Annotated in this window: 19 protein-coding genes; 6 read left to right on the top strand and 13 right to left on the bottom strand. The window is 62.7% G+C overall.

Translation table 11 applies throughout. The features are described from left to right. Positions 1-51: 51 nt before the first annotated feature. Complete coding sequence (locus ACQUTI_RS00280) at positions 52-324, bottom strand: hypothetical protein (protein ID WP_167878809.1); 273 nt, start codon at positions 322-324, stop codon at positions 52-54. Positions 325-968: 644 nt separating this feature from the next. On the opposite strand from ACQUTI_RS00280, the gene tynA reads away from it, so the two are divergent. Beyond that, positions 969-3236, top strand: coding sequence for a primary-amine oxidase (gene tynA, locus ACQUTI_RS00275; protein WP_094311620.1), 2268 nt, complete (start codon positions 969-971; stop codon positions 3234-3236). A 2-nt stretch (positions 3237-3238) separates the two neighbouring features. On the opposite strand, the gene ACQUTI_RS00270 is transcribed toward tynA, so the two are convergent. The 7 genes from ACQUTI_RS00270 to ACQUTI_RS00240 all read right to left on the bottom strand — a co-directional run bounded on the left by ACQUTI_RS00270 (position 3239) and on the right by ACQUTI_RS00240 (position 9723). Further along, positions 3239-4222 (bottom strand): zinc-dependent alcohol dehydrogenase family protein, encoded by a 984-nt coding sequence (locus ACQUTI_RS00270; protein ID WP_428923163.1) that lies wholly within the window; start codon positions 4220-4222, stop codon positions 3239-3241. 22 nt (positions 4223-4244) lie between these two features. Continuing rightward, positions 4245-5063: a phytanoyl-CoA dioxygenase family protein gene (locus ACQUTI_RS00265; RefSeq protein ID WP_017898737.1), complete on the bottom strand. Its 819-nt coding sequence runs from the start codon at positions 5061-5063 to the stop codon at positions 4245-4247. Between the two features lie 24 nt (positions 5064-5087). Further along, positions 5088-6257 carry an acetylornithine deacetylase gene (gene argE / locus ACQUTI_RS00260; protein WP_064177977.1) on the bottom strand — a complete coding sequence of 390 codons (1170 nt, stop codon included), beginning with the start codon at positions 6255-6257 and terminating at the stop codon, positions 5088-5090. Beyond that, positions 6250-6924, bottom strand: coding sequence for a DUF1028 domain-containing protein (locus tag ACQUTI_RS00255; protein WP_032455929.1), 675 nt, complete (start codon positions 6922-6924; stop codon positions 6250-6252). Before ACQUTI_RS00255 ends, argE begins: the two co-directional genes overlap by 8 nt. After that, positions 6921-7355 (bottom strand): RidA family protein, encoded by a 435-nt coding sequence (locus tag ACQUTI_RS00250; RefSeq protein ID WP_004190423.1) that lies wholly within the window; start codon positions 7353-7355, stop codon positions 6921-6923. The genes ACQUTI_RS00255 and ACQUTI_RS00250 overlap by 4 nt, the downstream gene beginning before the upstream one ends. A 26-nt stretch (positions 7356-7381) precedes the next feature. Then, the gene (locus tag ACQUTI_RS00245; protein WP_064177897.1) at positions 7382-8638 is read right to left on the bottom strand and encodes a flavin-containing monooxygenase; all 1257 of its coding nucleotides are present in this window, start codon (positions 8636-8638) and stop codon (positions 7382-7384) included. 170 nt (positions 8639-8808) lie between these two features. Further along, positions 8809-9723: a LysR substrate-binding domain-containing protein gene (locus tag ACQUTI_RS00240; protein WP_004204026.1), complete on the bottom strand. Its 915-nt coding sequence runs from the start codon at positions 9721-9723 to the stop codon at positions 8809-8811. Between the two features lie 488 nt (positions 9724-10211). Between ACQUTI_RS00240 and ACQUTI_RS00235 the strand changes: the two genes are divergently transcribed. The 4 genes from ACQUTI_RS00235 to ACQUTI_RS00220 are packed head-to-tail and all read left to right on the top strand — an operon-like array spanning position 10212 to position 14222. Then, complete coding sequence (locus ACQUTI_RS00235) at positions 10212-11732, top strand: amino acid ABC transporter permease/ATP-binding protein (protein ID WP_023318097.1); 1521 nt, start codon at positions 10212-10214, stop codon at positions 11730-11732. Positions 11733-11758: 26 nt separating this feature from the next. Further along, positions 11759-12631, top strand: a complete 873-nt coding sequence (locus ACQUTI_RS00230) for a phytanoyl-CoA dioxygenase family protein (protein WP_064177898.1) — start codon at positions 11759-11761, stop codon at positions 12629-12631. Between the two features lie 23 nt (positions 12632-12654). Next, complete coding sequence (locus tag ACQUTI_RS00225) at positions 12655-13485, top strand: ABC transporter substrate-binding protein (RefSeq protein ID WP_004204023.1); 831 nt, start codon at positions 12655-12657, stop codon at positions 13483-13485. Positions 13486-13490: 5 nt separating this feature from the next. Next, the gene (locus ACQUTI_RS00220; RefSeq protein ID WP_032455924.1) at positions 13491-14222 is read left to right on the top strand and encodes a class II aldolase and adducin N-terminal domain-containing protein; all 732 of its coding nucleotides are present in this window, start codon (positions 13491-13493) and stop codon (positions 14220-14222) included. 17 nt (positions 14223-14239) lie between these two features. On the opposite strand, the gene ACQUTI_RS00215 is transcribed toward ACQUTI_RS00220, so the two are convergent. Together ACQUTI_RS00215 and ACQUTI_RS00210 are read right to left on the bottom strand one after the other, a co-directional pair. Continuing rightward, complete coding sequence (locus ACQUTI_RS00215; RefSeq protein ID WP_064177900.1) at positions 14240-15130, bottom strand: oxidoreductase; 891 nt, start codon at positions 15128-15130, stop codon at positions 14240-14242. Between the two features lie 124 nt (positions 15131-15254). Then, on the bottom strand, positions 15255-16754 hold the full coding sequence (locus ACQUTI_RS00210; protein WP_428923162.1) for an aldehyde dehydrogenase family protein: 1500 nt from the start codon (positions 16752-16754) through the stop codon (positions 15255-15257). Positions 16755-16989: 235 nt separating this feature from the next. Here ACQUTI_RS00210 and feaR point away from each other — a divergent pair, with 235 nt between their 5' ends. Continuing rightward, positions 16990-17892 carry a transcriptional regulator FeaR gene (feaR, locus tag ACQUTI_RS00205; protein ID WP_032455921.1) on the top strand — a complete coding sequence of 301 codons (903 nt, stop codon included), beginning with the start codon at positions 16990-16992 and terminating at the stop codon, positions 17890-17892. On the opposite strand, the gene ACQUTI_RS00200 is transcribed toward feaR, so the two are convergent. Genes ACQUTI_RS00200 through ACQUTI_RS00190 form a run of 3 tightly spaced genes read right to left on the bottom strand, consistent with a single transcriptional unit; the run spans position 17893 to position 21045 of the window. Next, entirely contained in the window at positions 17893-18216 is a 324-nt protein-coding gene (locus ACQUTI_RS00200; protein ID WP_004204018.1) for a YdbL family protein, read from the bottom strand. It abuts the gene before it with no gap. A 7-nt stretch (positions 18217-18223) separates the two neighbouring features. Next, positions 18224-18409, bottom strand: coding sequence for a YnbE family lipoprotein (locus ACQUTI_RS00195; protein ID WP_004204017.1), 186 nt, complete (start codon positions 18407-18409; stop codon positions 18224-18226). Beyond that, on the bottom strand, positions 18406-21045 hold the full coding sequence (locus tag ACQUTI_RS00190) for a YdbH family protein (protein ID WP_428923161.1): 2640 nt from the start codon (positions 21043-21045) through the stop codon (positions 18406-18408). Before ACQUTI_RS00190 ends, ACQUTI_RS00195 begins: the two co-directional genes overlap by 4 nt. Between the last annotated feature and the right edge of the window lie 45 nt (positions 21046-21090).

Genomic DNA, 21090 nt, shown 5'->3' with positions numbered 1-21090 from the left:
CCCTGCAGGCTTCGGGTCGGGCCGAGGTAGCGTCCATGCAAAACACGGCCCTCAGCCCGCATCCATGCGGGCTGCCCCGGCCTGCCGGGAACGTCTCAGCGATTTTGAGGCCGCCAGCACCGGCAGTTTCAGCGGCCCCAGCGCTAGCGCCAGCAGTGATTTGGAACTGTAGGCCGGGTAAGGCGTTAGCCGCCACCCGGCGACATTACGGCTACCGTGCCTGATATCTTGCCCGGCGGCGCTGCGCTGGCGCGGGCCTACGGGGTGTGAGCCTGTGAGTGGATCCTGTAGGCCGGGTAAGGCGCAGCCGCCACCCGGCGACATCACGGGTTCCGTGCCTGATATCTTGCCCGGCGGCGCTGCGCTTGCGCGGGCCTACGGACAGTCAGACCCGGACAGGTAGGCCGGGTAAGGCGCAGCCGCCACCCGGCAACATCACGGGTACCGCGCCTGGTATCTTGCCCGGCGGCGCTGCGCTTGCGCGGGCCTACGGGGTGTGAGCCTGTGAGTGGATCCTGTAGGCCGGGTAAGGCGCAGCCGCCACCCGGCGAAATCACGGCTACCGTGCCTGGTATCTTGCCCGGCGGCGCTGCGCTTGCGCGGGCCTACGGGGTGTGAGCCTGTGAGTGGATCCTGTAGGCCGGGTAAGGCGCAGCCGCCACCCGGCGACATCACGGGTACCGTGCCTGACATCTTGCCCGGCGGCGCTGCGCTTGCGCGGGCCTACGGGGTGTGAGCCTGTGAGTGGATCCTGTAGGCCGGGTAAGGCGTTAGCCGCCACCCGGCAAAAAAATCGGCGCTCGTGCTTAATGCCTCTGCGGAGGCATTTTTTACGTCCCTCTGGCAAAACTGACAAATAACCTGGCAAGAGCAAACAAACGCTACGGCGCCGCGGGCTGGTAGCTTAAGGGTGACAAAGCCGACATTCGCAGCGGCATAAGACAACACAACAATAAGATGAGGTCACAATGGCAAACGGCTTGAAATTTTCCCCGCGTAAAACCGCACTGGCTCTCGCTGTCGCGGTGGTTTGCGCCTGGCAATCACCGGTCTTCGCTCACGGTAGCGAAGCCCACATGGTACCACTGGATAAAACGCTGGAGGCGTTCGGCGCTGACGTGCAGTGGGATGACTATGCGCAAATGTTTACCCTGATAAAAGATGGCGCTTACGTCAAAGTGAAGCCCGGCGCCAAAACCGCAATCGTCAACGGTAAGCCCCTTGATCTGCCGGTGCCGGTAGTGATGAAGGAAGGTAAAGCCTGGGTCTCCGATACCTTTATCAACGACGTGTTCCAGTCCGGTCTCGATCAGACCTTCCAGGTGGAAAAGCGCCCTCACCCGTTAAACTCGCTCTCGGCGGCGGAAATCAGCGAAGCGGTGACCATTGTCAAAGCCGCGCCGGAGTTCCAGCCCAATACCCGCTTTACCGAAATTTCCCTGCACGAGCCGGATAAAGCCGCGGTATGGGCCTTTGCCCTGCAGGGCACGCCGGTGGATGCGCCGCGCACCGCCGATGTGGTGATGCTGGATGGCAAACAGGTGATGGAGGCGGTGGTCGATCTGCAAAACAAAAAAATCCTCTCATGGACTCCGATCAAAGGGGCCCACGGCATGGTGCTGCTCGATGATTTCGCCAGCGTGCAGAACATCATCAACGCCAGCAGCGAATTCGCGGCGGTGCTGAAAAAACACGGTATTACCAATCCTGGCAAGGTGGTCACCACCCCGCTCACCGTCGGCTACTTCGATGGCAAAGATGGCCTGCAGCAGGATGCGCGTCTGCTGAAGGTGGTCAGCTATCTCGATACCGGCGACGGCAACTACTGGGCGCACCCGATTGAAAACCTGGTGGCGGTGGTCGACCTGGAAGCAAAGAAAATCATCAAAATCGAGGAAGGCCCGGTGATTCCGGTGCCGATGGAACCGCGTCCGTATGATGGCCGCGACCGCAACGCCCCGGTGGTGAAACCGCTGGATATTACTGAACCGGAAGGCAAAAACTATACCATTACCGGGGATACCATTCACTGGCGGAACTGGGATTTCCATCTGCGTCTTAACTCGCGCGTCGGGCCAATCCTCTCGACGGTGACCTACAACGATAACGGCAAAAAACGCCAGGTGATGTATGAAGGTTCCCTCGGCGGGATGATCGTCCCTTACGGCGACCCGGACGTCGGCTGGTATTTCAAAGCCTATCTGGACTCCGGCGATTACGGCATGGGCACCCTGACCTCGCCGATTGTACGCGGCAAAGACGCGCCGTCGAATGCGGTGCTGCTGAATGAAACCATCGCCGACTACACCGGCGCGCCGACCACCATCCCGCACGCCGTCGCCATATTCGAGCGCTACGCCGGGCCGGAATATAAGCACCTGGAGATGGGCAAGCCCAACGTCAGTACCGAGCGCCGGGAGCTGGTGGTGCGCTGGATCAGCACCGTCGGCAACTACGACTATATCTTTGACTGGGTGTTCCACGACAACGGCACCATCGGCATCGACGCCGGCGCCACCGGGATTGAGGCGGTGAAAGGCGTGCTGGCGAAAACCATGCACGACCCGAGCGCCAAAGAAGATACCCGCTACGGAACGCTGATCGACCATAATATTGTCGGCACCACCCACCAGCATATCTATAACTTCCGCCTCGACCTCGACGTGGACGGCGAAAACAACACTCTGGTGGCGATGGACCCGGAGGTGAAGCCCAACACCGCCGGCGGCCCGCGCACCAGCACCATGCAGGTGAATCAGTACACGATTGACAGCGAACAGAAAGCGGCGCAGAAATTCGACCCGGGTACGATTCGCCTGCTGAGCAACACCAGCAAAGAGAACCGCATGGGTAACCCAGTCTCTTACCAGATCATCCCTTACGCTGGCGGCACCCATCCGGCGGCGACCGGCGCTAAGTTCGCCCCCGACGAGTGGATCTACCATCGTCTGAGCTTTATGGATAAACAGCTGTGGGTGACGCGCTACCACCCGAGCGAACGCTATCCGGAAGGCAAATACCCCAACCGCTCCGCTCACGATACCGGGTTAGGCCAGTATGCCAAGGACGATGAGTCGCTGACGCACCAGGATGACGTGGTGTGGATCACCACCGGCACCACCCACGTGGCGCGCGCTGAAGAGTGGCCGATCATGCCAACCGAATGGGCGCACGCCCTGCTGAAGCCATGGAACTTCTTTGACGAAACGCCGACCCTCGGCGAGAAGAAACAGTAATCTTAACCCACGGTGAAATCGAGAAGGATTTTACCGCCTCTTCCCGGCTGGCCGGCGGCGGCAATCGCCTCGCGCCAGTCGTTCAACGCCACCCGCTGGGCCGGCGGTTGCGTAGTCGTCGGTAGCCGCTGCCAGATCTCATCGAACGCCGCGCTCCATGCCGCCACGCTGAGGCCAGGCAGCGCCTCCCGCAGATGAAACTTGCGCACCGCCGCGCTGGCGCGCGTCTGGATCAACGGCCGCCCGGATAATAAGCCGTAGGAGACCAGGGTCGACGACACGGGCAGCACCGACAACAGCGTGTTCCCCAGCTCCCCGCCCACCGCGTCAAACACCAGATCGCTGTGCTGGCTGACCTTCTCCACCAGCGCCCGGTCGGCGTCGAGGATCGGATAGAACCCGGCCTGCTCCAGACGCGCCCGATGCTGTGGCGAGCGAATAATCCCGCTTACCGAACGGGCGCCCATGGCCAGCGCCCACTGCCCCAGCAGGCTGGCGCAGGAGGAGGCGGCGGCGGTCAGCACGATCTGTTTCCCGGCAACCGGCCAGCGACTGAGCATCAGCATCGCAGTCAGCGGATTGATATACCCGCGGGCGGCCAGCAGATCGTCCACCGCCGGGGGAACCGGCACCAGCCAGGTCTCATCGAGATCGATAAACCGTTGCCAGGTGCCGCCCCCGCGCAGGGGCAGCACCCGCTGGCCCGCGGTCAGCCGGCTGCCGAATGGCGCGGCGACCACCTCGCCAAGGCCTTCGTAGCCGGGGACGGCCGGCAGTCGGGTACGGTGGCGATAGGCGCCGGTGATGGGGATCAGATCTGAAGGATTCACCGGGGCATAGCGCATCCTGACCCGCACCCGTCCACCGGCCAGCGGCGCCAGCGGGGCGCGTTTCAGCGTTAGCACCGCGGCCGGCGGCCCGTAGCGGTCATAAACAATGGCGTCGTTGAACATCGACTGGCTCCAGACAACGAAAGACGGGATCATAGCAGATCCCGTCCGAAGCCGCTTACGCTGGTGGCCAGACCTGGGGGAACAGTGGAGAATCCAGCGGGTCGCCGTCCCGCAGGGCCAGCTCGGGGAACGGCGGCGACGTTACGCCGCCGCGGTCGGCAAAGGCGGCGTCATCCCCCACCCAGCGGGCGGAGAAGACCCGTCGCGCCCGCGCTCCGGGGTTGCCGCGGGCGCCATGGACGGTGCGAAAATGGAAGGCCACCGCATCCCCCGGCTCCAGCGCCCAGCTGACGATATCGTACTCGTCCTCATGGGCGTCGATATCCGGCAGCGCGCTGAACCGGGTGTGCTCGTAGAGCCTGGTGCCATTGAAGCGGGTGGGACTGTACTCCGCCTCCCAGCGATGCGACCCGCGAATGCAGCGCAGCGAGGTGGCCTCTGCTACCGGGTCCAGCGGGATCCAGAAGCTGACGTTCTGTCGGCCGGAGACGCAATAGTAAGGCTGGTCATGATGCCAGGGGGTGACCGTGCTGCCCCCGGCGGGTTTGACCAGCGTATGCTCATGGAAAAATTTCGCCGTCTGCGACTGCATCAGCGCCGCGGCGATTTCGGCGGCGGCCGACTGAAAGACAAACTCGCTAAACGCCGGGATCCGCGCCCAGTTGCAGTAATCCTGAAAAAAAGGCGGCGAACCATCTTTGGGGATCACCGTGCGCGCATGACCATATTCGCTGGGGCTGGTCATCAGCGCCGTGACCCCCTCGGCGAGGCGCTCAACCCAGGGGGTAAAAACGCCCTTCAGTAATACCACGCCATCCGCCTGCCAGCGGTCGACTGTCGCTTGATCGATATGGTGAGAGTGTTGGTTGTGCATCGCTTGGGTTCCTGTGTGGGTGGATCAGGTAAGCGGTTCTGCGGGCTCGGCGCGCATCCACGCGCAAAGCTGGCCCAGCATCGCCATGCAGCGTTCGGTCTGGTCGATGCTGATGTACTCATCGGCCTTATGGCCCTGGGCCATGCTGCCCGGCCCGCAGACCAGGGTCGCGACGCCCATCTCGTCGAACAGCCCCCCTTCGGTGCCGAACGCCACGGTGGAAAACCGATCGCTGCCACACCACTGCGCCAGCCAGCGGGCGAAGTCGGACTGTGGATCGCTGAGCAGCGGCGGGTAGTGGCTCAACAGCTGAAACTGGATGTCGCTTCCGCCGCCGACCCGGCGCATCTCCGGCAGCAGCCGGCGGCGGGCGTAGGCCGCCAGCGCTTCGGTAACCGCTTCGGGACGCATCCCCGGCAGGTAGCGGATTTCAAAATCAAAACGACAGGACTGCGGAACGATGTTCAGCGCGGCGCCGCCCTGAATGGTGCCCACCTGCAGGGTGCTGAAAGGCGGCGAAAAGCGGCTGTCCTGCTGCCGGGCCAGACGCTCGCCCAGCCGATCCAGGCGGTTGATCAGCCTGGCCGCGTAGCGGATGGCGTTCACCCCCTGCGGGGCATAGGCCGAATGGCAGGCCTGGCCCTCAATGCAGCAGCGCATGGCCAGTTTGCCTTTATGACCGAACACCGGCTGCATCTCCGTCGGCTCGCCGATGAGGCACAGCGCCGGTTTCTCCGGCGAGGCCTGCAGAAAATCCACCAGGCTGCGCACGCCGAGACAGCCGACCTCTTCGTCATAAGAGAAGGCCAGATGCAGCGGCATCCGCAGCGGCGCCGCCAGAAAGGCATCCACCGTCGCCAGCACGCAGGCGAGAAAGCCCTTCATATCGGCGCTACCGCGGCCGTAGTAGCGGCCATCGCGCTCGGTCAGGCTGAACGGCGGCACGCTCCAGTCCTGCCCGTCCACCGGGACCACGTCGGTATGGCCCGAGAGCATCACCCCGCCGCCGCCGGACGGCCCCAGCCGGGCGTAGAGATTGGCCTTTCCCCCCGACGGGTCATAAAAGCGGTGGGACGCCACGCCGCGGGCGGCGAGAAAATCGGCGATCCAGTCGATCATCGCCAGGTTCGAATGGCGGCTGGTGGTATCAAAGGCCAGCAGCGCGGCAAGGATCGCTCCCGGCGTGTTATTCATCGCCAGGCACGCCATAGGCCGGCGCCTCGCGCGGGTCGAGCGCCCGGGTAATATAGGCCTCCATTTGCGGCTCCCACGCCAGCCACAGCTGCTCAAGGGCCGCCAGCGGATCCGCTTCCGCCCAGTCAATGCGCAGGTCGACCACCGGCCACGGGTAATCGTCCACCACCTTCACCGCCGCCGAGTGGACCGGCCCGGCCTCGCCCCCGGCGACGATCCCGGCGCGCAGTCCGGCAAGCAGCCGGCTGGTCAGCTCACCGGTGGCGGCCTCAAAGGCGCCCACCATCGCAGCGATCACCCCCTCACTGGCCAGCATGTTGCCCGCCGCCACGCAGTTATCCCCCGCCAGGGCGCCGCCGATCCCGAGGGTGAATTCCCCGCTGAACACCGCCGTGTCGCCGTTGGCGTCAATCGCCGCGACCTGGCGATATTCGCGGAAGCGATCCTCCGCCAGCGCCTGCTTCAGGGCCTGCTCAACGCTGGCTCCCGCTTCGAGCGCGCTGAGGATCTGCGGCCCCAGCGACGGCAGGGTAATGTTCTGGCTGGAAACCGCCCCCACGCCGGGCAGCAGCCACGGACAGCGCGACCCGACGGCCATGCTCGATGAACTAATGGCGATGCCCAACTGACCCGTTTCCGGGCAACGGGCGGTAAGGGAAAGGGTCATTCTGCCGCCTCCCCCTGCCAGTCGTCAGGGATCACCGCCGTGACGTCAATCTCCATCAGCCACTGCGGCTGCGCCAGGGCCGACACCACCACCCCGGTGGAGATGGGAAAGACCCCTTTCAACCATTTTCCCACCTCCTGATAGACCGGCTCGCGATAGCGGGGGTCGATCAGATAAGTGGTGGTCTTGACGATATGCGAGAGGTCGCTGCCGGCCTCTTTCAGCAGCTGCTCGACATTCTTCATCGCCTGTTCCGCCTGGGCTCGCGGGTCGCCGAGGCCGATCAGGTTGCCGGCGAAATCGGTGCCGACCTGGCCGCGAACGTAGACGGTATTCCCGGCCCGCACCGCCTGGCACAGATCGTTGTTCAGCGCCTGGTTCGGGTAGGTCTCTTTGGTGTTAAACATGCGAATACGGGTATGGGTTGGCATCAAAGCACTCCTTCAGGAAACGGTTATCAGGACGGCTGGTAACGCTGATACTGGCGCTGAATGGCGATCTGGTCGGCAATATATTTGGCATCGTGCCAGACGCCCCAGATAAAGGTGGACCCGCGCCGCGACAGCCACGGCAGGCCGAGAAAATAGACCCCCGGCTCCGTCGACACGCCGCGGTGATGCTGCGGCCGCTGCGCGTCATCGAAGGCGTTGACCTTCAGCCAGCGATAGTCGGTGGTATATCCGGTCGCCCAGATGATGGCGCCGATCCCGGCCTCGGCCAGGTCGAGGCTAAGCAGCGGGTCGCTGACGCAGGCCGGATCGGGCAGAAACTCACGGGCGGAAGGCTCTTCAGGCAGATCCGAACCGTTGCGCGCTACCCAGTCGTCGGCGGCGTCGAGCAACGCAAGATAAGAGGCATCGCCGCGGCGGATATTCTCCGCCAGGTCGGGGTGGAACAACGCCCTGGCGCCGTCAAAGCCGCGGGTCTGCCCCACCAGGGTGACCCCCTGATGCGCCAGTTGGCGAAAATCGACGGTATGGCCGCCGCGCGCGCCGCTCACCGCGATAGTGACATGCTCTTTCCCCGGCGCATTGGCCGCGGCGTCCCACATTCCCAGCACCCCGAGCCACCAGCAAAAATCGCGCTGGCGATAGCGACGCGGCGGCCGGTCGTGCGCCCCCACCGACAGCCACACCGCGCGTCCGGCACGCTGCAGCTCATCGGCAATCTGGACGCCGGAGGAGCCGGCCCCCACCACCAGCACGCCGCCCTCCGGCAGCTGCTGCGGATTAAAATAGTGCGCCGAGTGGAGCTGCTGAATAGCCGGACTCTGCGGGGCGATGGGCGGGATCGCCGGGCGCTGAAAGGGTCCGGTGGCCGCTACGATCCGCTGCGCCTCAATCACCCCCTGGGAGGTGTCGACACGAAAGCCCGGTCGCCCGGCGAGGCGTTCGGCGCTGTACACCTCCACCCCGGTACGGATCGGCGCATTGAAGCTGCGGGCATAGGCGGCAAAATAGTCCGCAACCTGCTCTTTGCCGACAAAGCTATCCGGCGGGCAGTCCGGGAACACCATCCCCGGAAACCGATCGTGCCAGGCCGGGCCGTTGGCCACCAGCGAATCCCAGCGCCCGCTGCGCCAGGCCTGGGCAATACCCTGTTTCTCCAGCACCAGGTGGGGAATATCCAGCCGGGTCAGATGCTCGCTCATGGCGACGCCCGCCTGCCCCGCGCCGACCACCAGGGTATCAATCTCGGTTATCTGTTCAGTCATTTCTCTATCCTTCAAGCACAGTTGCCGACGAGGTCGCCGGAATTGACGGCTTTCAGGTTATTTAACTGTGACGAATTGGTAAAATATTATAAAACGATCGACTGAATAGAATTTTACGAGGCTGAGTGACGACAAAAAAAATAACGCCTGCCGGATCGACAGGCGTTATTTCAGCCGTGAGAGGGGGTTAATTCGATACTGCGGCAATAATCCATAAACAGTTGCGTTGGCCGCGTCGGCTCATTATTCGCGAGATGCGCCATAATTAAGGTTGAGGCGGGCATATCGTCGGCAATATCCCGCTGCACCACCCTTTCACCATCGTAGGTCATATCGCAACAGGGCCGGGTGACCAGCACCGAAAAACCGAGCCCCTGGCCGACCATACAGCGCACCATTTCGATAGAGGGTGAGCTGTAAGCTACTTCCGGGTGATAGCCTTTTTCCTTAAAGATGGAGATGAAATAATTTTTGCTCGGGACCGCATCAAGGAGGATCATTGGCTCGCGGCTCAGCTCCTGCAGCGTCACCTGCGCCTTTTGCGCCAGCGGATGCGCGGCGGGCAGCAGCGCGTAGGGTTTATGCGGGGCGTTAAGCCGTTCTTTATTGATCGAGTGGCCAAGCTCCAGATCGTAGACCAGCGCCAGGTCAAAGCGGCCGCGGTGCAGGCCATGCATCAGCTCATGCTGTTCGCCGTCATACAGATGCAGCGTTATTTCCGGATAGCATTTCTTAAATCCAGCCACCAGCTTCGGCATATACAGCGGAGCTACCGATTCAAAGCAACCGATGGAGATCATGCCAGAAACCAGCTCTTTATCCGCCCGCGAATTCTGCTCAAATTCCCACGACAGGCGCAGCAGCTCCTTCGCTTTATCGTAGATCCGCCGACCGCTGGAGGTGAGCGAGACGCCCTGCGCGTGGTGGCGAATAAACAGCTGCTGGTCGAAGGTGCTCTCCAGATTCTTAATGGCAATGGAAATCGACGGCTGCGCAATGTGCAGCTGGCGGGAGGCCTCGGCGATACTCTCCGTCTCCACCACGGTGACGAAATATTTGAGCTGCTTCAGGGTAAATCGGTTCATAGCATCACCATTGATAAAATATGGTCCGGCGCACGCAGGAAATAGTTTTCCCCTAAGTCCCAAGCAATCCGCGTGCCACCCGCGAAAAATGGCGGCGCATTGCCCGCCAGGGGGCGATATTATTTATTCTCCTCCCTCGCCGGCACGGTTTATTTCCGCTTTTGCACCATCATGCAACACGCTGCACATTGAGCAGGCAGCGGTCGCCCCAGTTTCGCGCAAAATAACCTGCCTGCATAAAATATCGTTATTCAATTGCAGCTATTGTTTTTAAATTGTTTACGCAAAGTATCCTGATAATCACTTTAAATTCCATATCGTTAATAACGCTGTATAGTTTTTTTAAACTTAAAGACCAAAAATTTACTAATTGCCTCTGAAAGCATCCTGCCAGCATAGTGTATTCGCACGATGAACACCGGCGGCTCCCCATTAATGCACAGCCGAGCCGCTTTCATTTAGGTTAATTATGACGAGTGAAATAGCCCATGACGTTTAACTGGAACTACATGTTAAGCCTGCTCAGCGATGCCGATTTTTGGTGGGCCACCTGGACCGTCATTAAATTAAGTCTGCTGACCTGGGGCTGCAGTATTGTGCTCGGATTTATTCTGGCGCTGGCTAAACAGTCGCCGCGCGGCTGGTTATCCACCCCTGCCCGGCTGTATATCTGGTTATTTCGCAGTATGCCGCTGCTGGTCCTGCTGATTTTTGTCTACAACATGCCGCAGGCGCTGCCCTCCTTCGCGCCGGTGCTGAACGATCCCTTCTGGGCCGGCCTGCTGGCGATGGTCCTCAGCGAAGCGGCCTATATTGCCGAGATCCATCGCGGCGGGCTGCTCTCCATCCCCCGCGGGCAGAGTGAAGCCGCGCGGGCCCTGGGTTTACGCTACGCCGGGATCCAGTGGCGGGTGATCATTCCCCAGGCGCTGCGCGTCGCCCTACCGGCGCTGGCCAATGAGTATATCGCCATCGTGAAGCTCAGTTCGCTGGTGTCGGTGATCTCCCTGACCGAAATATTGATGGTCGGCCAGCAGCTCTACTCGCAGAACTTTCTGGTCATGGAGACCATGACCGCCGTGGCGTTTTATTACATCTTTATCGTCACGGTGTTCGATTTTCTGCTGAAACGGCTGGAGAACTACCTCGATGTCACCCGACGCGACACCGCCCGGCCGGTGGATGCCGAGATGCAGCAGTTGGCGACCGCCCGGCGCCCGGCGATGGCGCGCAGCGTCTCCCAGGGCCAGGAGCCGGCGCTGCAGGCCTCTAAGCTGCATAAGGCCTACAACAATGTCGAAGTGCTGGGGGCGGTGAGCCTGCAGATCCAGCCCGGCGAAGTGGTCTCGGTTATCGGCCCGTCGGGCTCGGGGAAAACCACCCTCATTCGCCTGCTAAACGGTCTTGAGCAGATCGATAACGGCGAAATTCAGATTAACGGCCAGCCCTTTATTCATCTCGACCGTCAGGGGCAGCAGAAGCCGCGCTTTATGGAGAATGCCGAACACCGTCTGAATATCGGCATGGTGTTCCAGAGCTTCAACCTGTTCCCGCATCTGACCGTGTTCGGCAATCTGCTGCTGGCTCCGCGCTATCACCATCTGGCGAGCGACGCGGAGCTGCGCCAGCACGCCTGCGAGCTGCTGCACAAGGTGGGCATGCTGGAACACGCCTGGAAGTATCCACACCAGCTCTCCGGCGGTCAACAGCAGCGGGTGGCGATCGCCCGCGCCCTGATGATGCGTCCGCAGATCATGCTGTTCGATGAGCCCACCTCGGCGCTGGATCCGGAAAAAGTGAATGAGGTGCTGCAGGTTATCGAATCCCTGGCCCACGAAGGCATCACGATGGTCATCGTCACCCACGAGATGAACTTCGCCTTCAAAGTGTCTGACCGGATCGTGTTTATGGAGAAAGGCCGGGTGGTGTGCGATGACACGCCGCAGGCGATGCGCAGCGGGCAACACCCGCGGGTCGAGGCCTTTCTGAAAGATGTTTCTCTGGCTTAATTATCGGGACGTGAAGAGGAAAAACTATGATTGCGCAGTGGCAAATTGAGCAGTTTCATCAGCAGGGTTATCTGGTGGTCGAAGAGGTGCTTTCCGCCGCCGACATCGCCACGCTGCAGAGCGATTTCGACGGCTGGGTCGAGGAGAGCCGCCGTCACGCGACGGCGTGGGGAGAAACCCTCGACGGGCGGCCGCGTTTCGATATCGAACGCGACCATGCTCCCGACCATCCGTCGCTGCGCCGGGTCGCCTCCCCGACGGAGATCTCCGAGGCCTATCGCCATACTGCGCTGAATTCGCGGATGGCGACCATTGCCGGGCAGCTGATCGGCGGCAACGGCACCCGTTTTCACCACAGCAAAATTAACTCCAAGCTGCCGCACACCGCCACCGAGGTGAAATGGCATCAGGATTTCCTCTTCACCCCGCACAGCAATGACGACATTATCACCGCCCTGCTGATGGTCAGCGAGGTGACTCCTGAGAATGGCCCGCTCAATGTGGTGCCGGGCAGCCATCAGGGGCCGCTGTGGTCCCACTGGCAGGAGGGTCGCTTCACCGGGGCGGTGGATGACGAGGTGGTGACGGCTCACTGCCAGCAGCCGCAGGCCTGTTTTGGCCCGGCGGGCTCAGTCTGCTTTATGCATACCCGCCTGCTGCACGCCTCCAGCCCCAACGAAACCGCCCTGCCGCGCACCCTGTTCATCAGCGTCTACGCCGCTGAGGATGCGCTGCCCTTCGGCGAAAACCCGCTGCCGAGCCGCCATGCCGGCCAGCTGGTGGCCGGGGAAGAGAGCGGTCTGGTGCGCAGCACCAATAACCAGCTTCGCCTGCCGCAGAAGCCGCGCGGCGCTTCGTTTTTTGTTCAGCAGGCCGGTGCCGATCGCGCCAGCATGTAATTCGCCCACACTCCGGAGGTTTTATGACACGCTTTTTCGCACCACGCCCGCTGGCTCTGCTGCTCTGCGCAGCGGGGGCTCTGACATCCCTGAACGCGCTGGCCTTCCAGCAAAGCGGCAAGATCACCGCCGGTTCGGACATGACCTTTTTCCCTTACGAGTACATGGAGAACAACAAACCGGCGGGGTTTGATATTGAACTGCTCGACGGTCTGGCGAAGAGCATGGGCCGCGAGGCGGTGAATATCGACACCCGCTTCCCCAACCTGATCCCCGGACTGCAGGGCGGGCGCTTCGATATCACCAACTCGTCGATGTACATTACCGCCGAGCGCCTGAAGGTGATCGACATGGTGCCGTACCTGAAAAGCGGGGAAGCGATCCTCGCCCGCAAAGGGAGCGACTACCAGCCTAAGACGCCGGAAGACTTCTGCGGGCATAAAATCGGTTCGATGGGCGCCACCTCGTGGCTGGCGCAGTTGCAGAAGCTTTCCGCCGACTACTGCGTGAAGAAAGGGCTGAAGCCAATTGCGCTGAGCGTCTATACCACCGACCCTCAGACCACCCAGGCGCTGCTGTCGCGCGCAGTGGATGCGCAGATCACCGACGCCGCCGTGGCGCGCGGGGTGGTGGAAAAGCTGGGCGACCGGGTGGCGATCTCCTCTGACACCCTGATCTATCCGGTGCTGAACGGCTTTGGCGTTAAAAAAGGCAACACGGAGGTGAAAACCGCCCTCGAACAGGCGCTGAAAAAATACAGCGCGACGCCGGAATATGCCGCCTTGCTGAAGAAATATCACTTCCAGGCGCCGACGGCAGAGGATCTGCAGACCCTGATGCCGAAAGCGGAGTAATGCCCATGCGCGATTCCGATGAAGAGCAGATCCGCATCGACCTGGCGGCCACCTTTCGCATCATTGCCCATCTCGGCATGCATGAGGCGGTGGCCAACCATTTCAGCGCCGCGCTCTCCGCTGACGGGAAAACGTTTTTACTCAACCCGAAGTGGAAACACTTTTCGCGCATCCGCGCCAGCGATCTGCTGGTGCTGCACGCCGATGATGAACGTTGCGCCTCGCGACCTGACGTCGATGCCACCGCGTGGGCCATTCACGGGCAGATCCATCAGCGACTGCCCGACGTGCGGGTGGTGCTGCATCTGCACCCGGTGTACACCACCAGCCTCGCTTGTCTGGCGACGCCGCAGATCCTGCCCATTGACCAGAACACGGCCCGCTATTTTAACCGGGTCGCCGTCGATACCCTGTACGGCGGGATGGCGGACACCGCGGCAGAAGGCGCCCGGCTGGCGGGGCTGCTGACGGATAAACGCCGTCTGCTGATGGGCAACCATGGGGTGCTGGTGACCGCTCCGACTATCGGCGAAGCGTTCGACGATATCTGGACCCTGGAGCGCGCCTGTCAGATCCTGATCACCGCCTGGTCAACCGGCCAGCCGCTGAAGGTGCTGTCAGACGCGGTGGCGGAAAAAACCGCCCAGGACTGGGAGAAAATTGCCGATTTCTCCCGGCAGCACTTCGCCGAGATGAAGCAGTTGATGATCGACCTCGATCCCTCCCTGGTGGATTAACCCCGCGCCAGCCCGGGTCAGCCCGGGCCGTCGCTGGCCGCCGCCAGCAGCGGCACGATGATATCGCTGAGCGGCGTCGGTATGCCGTGTTGACGCCCGCGACGCTGTACCACCCCGTTACGAATATCCCACTCCAGCGGTCGGCCATGCAGGCGATCGATCAGAATAGAGGTGCTTAAGTCGGCAGGCGCCCGATGAAAGCCGGCGATGATCTCCTCCGGCACGCTGTCGCTCAGGACGGCCCCTTCCGCCCGCGCCACCTGCAGGCATTCGCGCAGATAGGCCAGTCCGAGGGCGGTGATCTCCTCCCGGGCGAACATCCCGGCGCGTCGTCCGGTCAGCACCATCAGTCCGGCGACGGCGTTCTGCAGCAGTTTACGCCAGGCGACGCTGGTAAAATCCGCCGCCAGCTCCACCGCGCAGTGGGTTCCCGCCAGCGCCTGCTGCACCCGCTCCGCCCCCGGCAGATCCGGCAGCGTCAGGCGCGGCGCGGCGCGCAGCCAGACCGAAGCATCGGCGTCGCGCTGCGCCGGAAACCAGACCACCGACGGCAGCACCGTCGCGCCGCCGGTCAAAGGGGCAAACTGCTGGCGCTGCTCGACGCCGTTTTGCAGCACGCACACCACGGTGTCTGGCGAACACAGGGCCGCCAGCCACGGGGCGATGGCCTCCGTCTGGGTGGCCTTCACCGCGACAAACACCAGGTCGAAGGGGGCGGCTATCGCCGTCGGGTCGGTGAGCACCGGGCCGGGCACCACGATCTCACCCTCATCAGTGCGCAGCACCAGCGACGAATGGGCAGTGCGCCCGCAAACCACCGGCGTCCTCCCCACCGCAAACAGGGCGGCGGCGATCGTGGTGCCGATGGCGCCGGGACCAATTAGTGCAACTTCAGGAAATGCAGTCATGCCGAAGACCTCCTCATCATTCTCCGCCCTGCGCGGGCAAAGATTGCCCTTCACAGTAGCGAGAAAGAGCGGAGGTCGGCAAGCGGGACGTCGGGAAAAGCGATGCGCCTTCCCCGACGGATGGCTAGTAACGCACGCAGACCGATTTGGTTTCGCACCAGCCGTCGAGCCAGTCCGGGCCGAAATCGCGACCGGTGCCGGACTGCTTCATGCCGCCGAACGGCAGGTTGGCGTCAATCAGGGTATGACTGTTGACCCATACCGTCCCGGCCTGCAGGCGATCGGTATAGTTGAGAGCCTGGGTCAGGTCGCGGGTCCAGACGCTGGCGGTCAGGCCAAAATCGCTGTCATTGGCCAGGCGCAGCGCCTCCTCGCCGTCGGCCACCCGCACCAGGTTCACCACCGGGCCAAACACCTCCTCGCGGGTGAGGCGCAGTCCGGCGTCCGGGTTAACCACCAGCGTCGGCGGAATATAGTACCCCCCCGCATCCGGTCCGGCGCTGCCGCTGATAAGCTCCGCCTTCTGCTGTCGGGCCTCTTCAAGGTAGGCCGCCACCTTGTCGCAGTGGGCCCGGGAGACCACCGGGTTGATCTGCGCCGTCTCCAGCATTCCCGGCCCTACCTGCAGGGATTTCACCGCCTGCTCGAAGCCGCTGACCAGGGTGTCAAACAGCGGCGCTTCAATGTAGATCCGCGAGCTGGCGGCGCAGACCTGCCCCTGGTTAAGGAAGCTGCCGGTCATCAGCCCCTCAATGACCCACTGGGGATCGGCGTCTTTAAGCACAATCGCTGGGTTCTTGCCGCCCAGCTCCAGCGTCACGCGGGTCAGGCGGTCGGCGGCCACCCGCGCAATCTGTTTCCCGGTGGCCGTCGAGCCGGTAAAGCTCACCTTCGCCACCTGCGGATGGGCGGTCAGCGCCGCGCCGCAGCCGGCACCGCTGCCGGTGACCACGTTGAACACCCCGTCAGGAATGCCCGCCTGGGTCGCCAGCTCCGCCACCCGCAGCAGGGTCAGCGGGGTGGTTTCTGAGGGTTTAATGACGATCGAACAACCCGCCGCCAGCGCCGGTATCACCTTCCACATACCGATCATCAGCGGGAAATTCCACGGAACGATGCCCGCCACTACCCCCACCGGCTCTTTTTTGGTCCACGCCTGATAACGCGCCACTTGCGGGAACGGGATCGAGACGTCCAGCGTCCGGCCGCTGATTTTGGTGGTCAGCCCGGCGGTGTAACGCATCCAGTTCAGGGTGCAGCCGACCTCGAAGGCGCGGGAGATGGCGATGGATTTACCCTGTTCAAGGGTTTCCAGCTGCGCCAGCTCCTCGCCGTGCTGCTCCACCAGATCGGCAAAGCGCAGCAGGATGCGCTCGCGGTCGGCCGGGGTGCGCCCGGCCCAGCGGCGGTCGACGAAGGCACGCCAGGCGGACATCACCGCCCGGTCAACATCCGCCGGGCTGGCGTCGGCGGTGGTGGCGATTGCCTGCCCGGTGGCCGGATCCCAGACGGTTAACCGGTTTTCGCTCTGCGCGGCGCAGGGGGCGCCGTCGATATACAGGCCATGCTGACGGTCTAAAAACTGCTGGACGCTGGCAAGCAGCGCTATCTGAGAGGTGGACATACCCTTTCCTTATTCTTCGCGGATAGTGCTTTCAGTCTATGTCCGGTTGGCGGCTGGCGCTTTTTTCTCTGTGACATTCGTTTGCGCCGCTGTGACAGTCGCCGCAATTCCGTCGCCTGCCCTGACAGAAATGTGCCGCAGGTAATAGTTCTTTCATATACCCGCCATCGCGCCCTTGCCTGAGGCGGCATAAATGCAACAATGCAGAAACATTATTATTACAGGAGAACGGCGAATGATGACCACGGCTGAGGGGGGGCTGGCGTACCAGCGCTGGCTGGCGACGATCAATCAGGTCTGCGGCCATTTCGCCGCCCGGCCGCTGGAGGGCCGCTTTCACGGCGAGATTGACGCCCGCTACGCCGGCAGCCTCAAGGTCAGCACGGTCACCGCCGCCGGCGTCAATCTCTACCGCACGCGCAATGAGATAAAACGCGATAACGACGCCTGGTTCTATACCGTGTTTCAGCTCGCCGGCGAAGCGGTGATCGAACAGGACGATCGCCAGGTGACCCTGGCGGCGGGGGATATCACGTTGATCGATGCCGCCCGCCCGTGCTCTATCGTCTGGCAGCAGACCTCGCGTCAGGCTTCGCTGCTGCTGCCGCGCCAGCGGGTGGCGCCGACGGGCGAGATAGTTACCGCCTGCCGGCTGGATAAGTCTCTGCCGATGGTGCAGCTCAGCCAGCGACTGCTGCTGGAGAGTATGGGCGGCACGGCGCTCTCCGCCAGCGAAAGTGAAGCGGCGCTGGAGGCGATCGCCTGCCTGTTGCGCCCGGTGCTGCGCCAGCGTGAGCCGACCCCGTCCCGGCGGGACAAGCAGTTTCAGAAGATAATAGCGTTAATCGACGCATCCATTCAGTCGGAGCATCTGCGGCCGGAGTGGCTGGCCAGCGAGATGGGAATGTCGGTACGCAGCCTCTATCGGCTGTTTGCCGACAAAGGGCTGGTGGTGGCGCAGTATATTAAGAACCGGCGGCTGGATCTGTGCGCCCGGGCGTTACAGGACGTCCACGATGACGAAAAGCTGGCGGGGATCGGCTACCGCTGGGGCTTCAGCGACCATAGCCATTTCTCCACCGCCTTTAAGCAGCGCTTTGGCGTCTCGCCGGGCGAATACCGCAAGCGCTGCCGCTAATTATTTGCGCAGCCACTGGCCGTTTAGCCCCTGAACGTACTCGCCGGGTTGAGCGCGGGCCACCAGCTTCTGTCCGGCCATTTTCGCTACCTCATCCACCGGCAGATTGTTGTCATCCGCCAGCTGCTGGTAGCTTTCACTGCGCGCGGCGTTGATCTGTTTCACCAGCGCCAGCGTCTCTTTATCCTGACGCAGCGGCGCCAGATAGCCGTTCAGCGTCTCCCCCACCCGCCCCTGCTGGCGCGCTTCGCTCAGGGTTAACGCCAGCGCGGGCGCGCTGAGCAGAGTTAGCGCCAGCGCCGCGGTTAACAGTCGTTTTCTCATCGTCGCCTCAGAACAAATCGCTGCGGGATTTCAGCAGGTTTTCCACATCCTTATCGACCTTGATATGGATCTCATGCTCAATTTTGACATTCATATTGATGGTAATGGGCTCTTTCGACGCCGCAATTTCGATACGCGGCGTACAGCCGGCGAGCAGCATCGACGCCACTATGGCCAGTAACAGCTTCTTCATTTAGGTTCCTTACATGTCTTACCGTCCGTACAGCGCCGCACGGGCAGCGTGGCATTCTGCTCAAGCCACGCCTGTAAATTGTCGCCAAAGCGTAAACTGCGCCACAGATCGAAAATATTCTCCTCATGAGCGTAGTTTAAATGCACGGTACTGCTTTTCCCGTCCACCCGGCTGGTGCCGTTGATGGCGGCCTTAAGCGTCAGCACGCCCAGATTGTTCAGGTTAATCTGCGTCGATGAACGGGAGATCTCCATATAGCGCAGCCAGTTGATCGCCGCCCCGGCGGAGACGTTGTCCGCCACCAGCGCATCGGCGGTGTCTTTATCCAGCCGCAGGGTCATCGGTCCGTCATTGCGCAGCCAGCCGTCGTGGATAATCCATTGATTGTTCTCCAGCCACAACGGCAGCGCGCCGCTCACCGCCCCGGACATGGCGAACTGCTTCACCTTGACCGCGCTGGTCAGTTCGCTGCTGGAGATGTGCTGCAGACGGATCAGCGCCGGGTCGCGCTGCGGCATGCGCAGCTGCAGCAGGGTCAGCTTGCCGCCTAACAGGTCGACGCTGACGTCGCTAAGCTGCAATGGATTGGCCTCGCTCCACGGCCAGGTGCCCTGCAGGTCCGCCGTCAGGTTGCGCGCGGTGACCTGGTTGACGATTTCGCCAATGCGTAAGGAGACCGGACGGCGGGTGCCCAGCTGCCAGTGGCCGTCGCTGAAGCGGAACGGCAGGACGAAGTCGACGCCGTTGATCTGGTTATCCGGCATCCAGGCGCTGCCGCCCTTCAGGACGCCATGGCCGCCTGCCTCAAATCCCTGCCCGGCTGCCGCCGAGAAGGCCACCTGCGCATAAAGACTGCCTTCGCGCAGGTTCATCTTCCAGTCCGGCGGCACCAACGGCTGGAATACCGTCAGCGACTGTTTTGGCCACCACGCCTGGCCGCGCAGCCGTTCGCCATCCCAGCGCCCGGTCAACCGCACCGGGCCAATGGTATCGGCGTGCAGCGCGCCGGTGAACTGGAACCACGTCGGGTCCCGGCCGTCGAGGGCGAATTTCAGCGTCGATGCCGGAAGATAGCTGCCGCCGGTGAAGGTAGTTTTTGCCGCATCCAGCGACAGCGCGCCGGTCAGCCGCGGATGCTCAGCATCGCGCAGCCAGCGGATCGGCTGCTCGAGGGTCAGACGCGGCGTGCTGACCCGCATCGTGCCGTACTCGAGCTTGTCGAAGCCAGTGGAGAGGCTGCTCAGCGTAATGGCATTGTCCCGCCACTCACCGCTGCCCTTCACATCCCAGCGCGCCTGCATAGGCGTGAAATGCCCCTCGCCCCAGTAGCGCCACTGCCAGCGGCCGCTGTCGGGCAGAAAATCGTTCGCCAGACCGTCCAGATGCAACGTAAAGTCGCCCATCTGCTGCTCATGGGCGCGGAGGATCGCCTGCAGGCGGCCATCGACGCCCTGCTGCGTGACCTTTACCCCGGCCAGCGGCCAGCGAATTTCGTCAATGTTCAGCGCGTCGATCACCCGCCCGCGCGACCGCAGCAGCGCCCCGGGGTAAAACGCCAGCTGCGGGCTGACCAGCGACCCGCTGAGCTGGGCCGGCAGCGCGGCGTAAAAGATCATCTCCCCCAGCTTGGCCTCGCCGGTGAGTCGCAGCGGCAGGTCGCTGTTATCCATGCTCAGCTTGCCCGGGCCGATATTCAGCACCGCGTTGCCTTTTCCGGCATGCCCCTCGGTGAGAACATTCAAGCGACCGCTGACGATCATCTGTTCCGTGCCCTGCTGCCAGTTACCCACCGACAGCGCCACGCGGCCGCTCAGCGGATACGCCTCGTAGCGGGTGCGCCAGCGGCCGTCGCTGATGGTGATCCGCTCCGGAGTGATCTCCCACGGCAGGTCGAGAATGGGCTCCACCTCGCCGCGTGGGGTGACCAGCAGCTGGCCGCGATTATGCTGCCACGTCAGCTCGGCATCGATCCATTCCGCAGTCTGCGGGAATTCGAAGGTGCCCTGCATCTGGCCATCGACCGGCAGGCCATCCGGCACCAGCGGCAGATGGAAGGTCCCCACCAGCTTCACCGGCGGCTGATCGTCAGCCAGCCGGGCGCTGAACTGGCTGACGGTAAGCGCCTGGCCGCGCAAGCGCGCCTGCAGGCTCAAATCGTTACCGGCAAAGCCGATATCCTGCTGCGCTGGGGTCAGTGACATCACCAGCCGCCCCTGCCATTTTTCCCACGGCGACAGCCGCAGGTTATCAATAGTTAACCAGCTGTAGGGCAGCATCGATTGCCATTCGGCAAGGGTGCGCGGCGATCCGGGCGTGGGATCGCTGGCCGGCAGTTTGCTCAGGCAGGCGCTGTTGATGTCAAGTTGGCCAATATGCAGCCGCCAGCGGCTGGGGCGCGAGAGACGGGCATCGGTCACCCTGGCGAGTTCACACTCGCCCACCAGATAGCGCAGATCGGGGATCAGCAGGGCGGAACGCGTAAGACGCGGGCTCTCCTGCATAGCGATATGAGTGCCCACGGGCAGCCAGATGCCCGCCAGCGTCGGCACCCAGTGGGTCAGCGTCAACAGCAGGGTTAGCGGCAGTAACACCAGCGCTAACACCAGCGCGATGGCGGCTTTATATTTACCCTTCATGGGCAGTTAATATCCTGATTCAACATAAGTAAAAGCCGAAAGGCG

It is taken from the genome of Klebsiella sp. 7-CIP_Kleb. (genome assembly GCF_050378655.1).
GTDB lineage: Bacteria > Pseudomonadota > Gammaproteobacteria > Enterobacterales > Enterobacteriaceae > Klebsiella > Klebsiella quasipneumoniae.
This window is presented reverse-complemented; position numbering and strand designations above follow the sequence as displayed.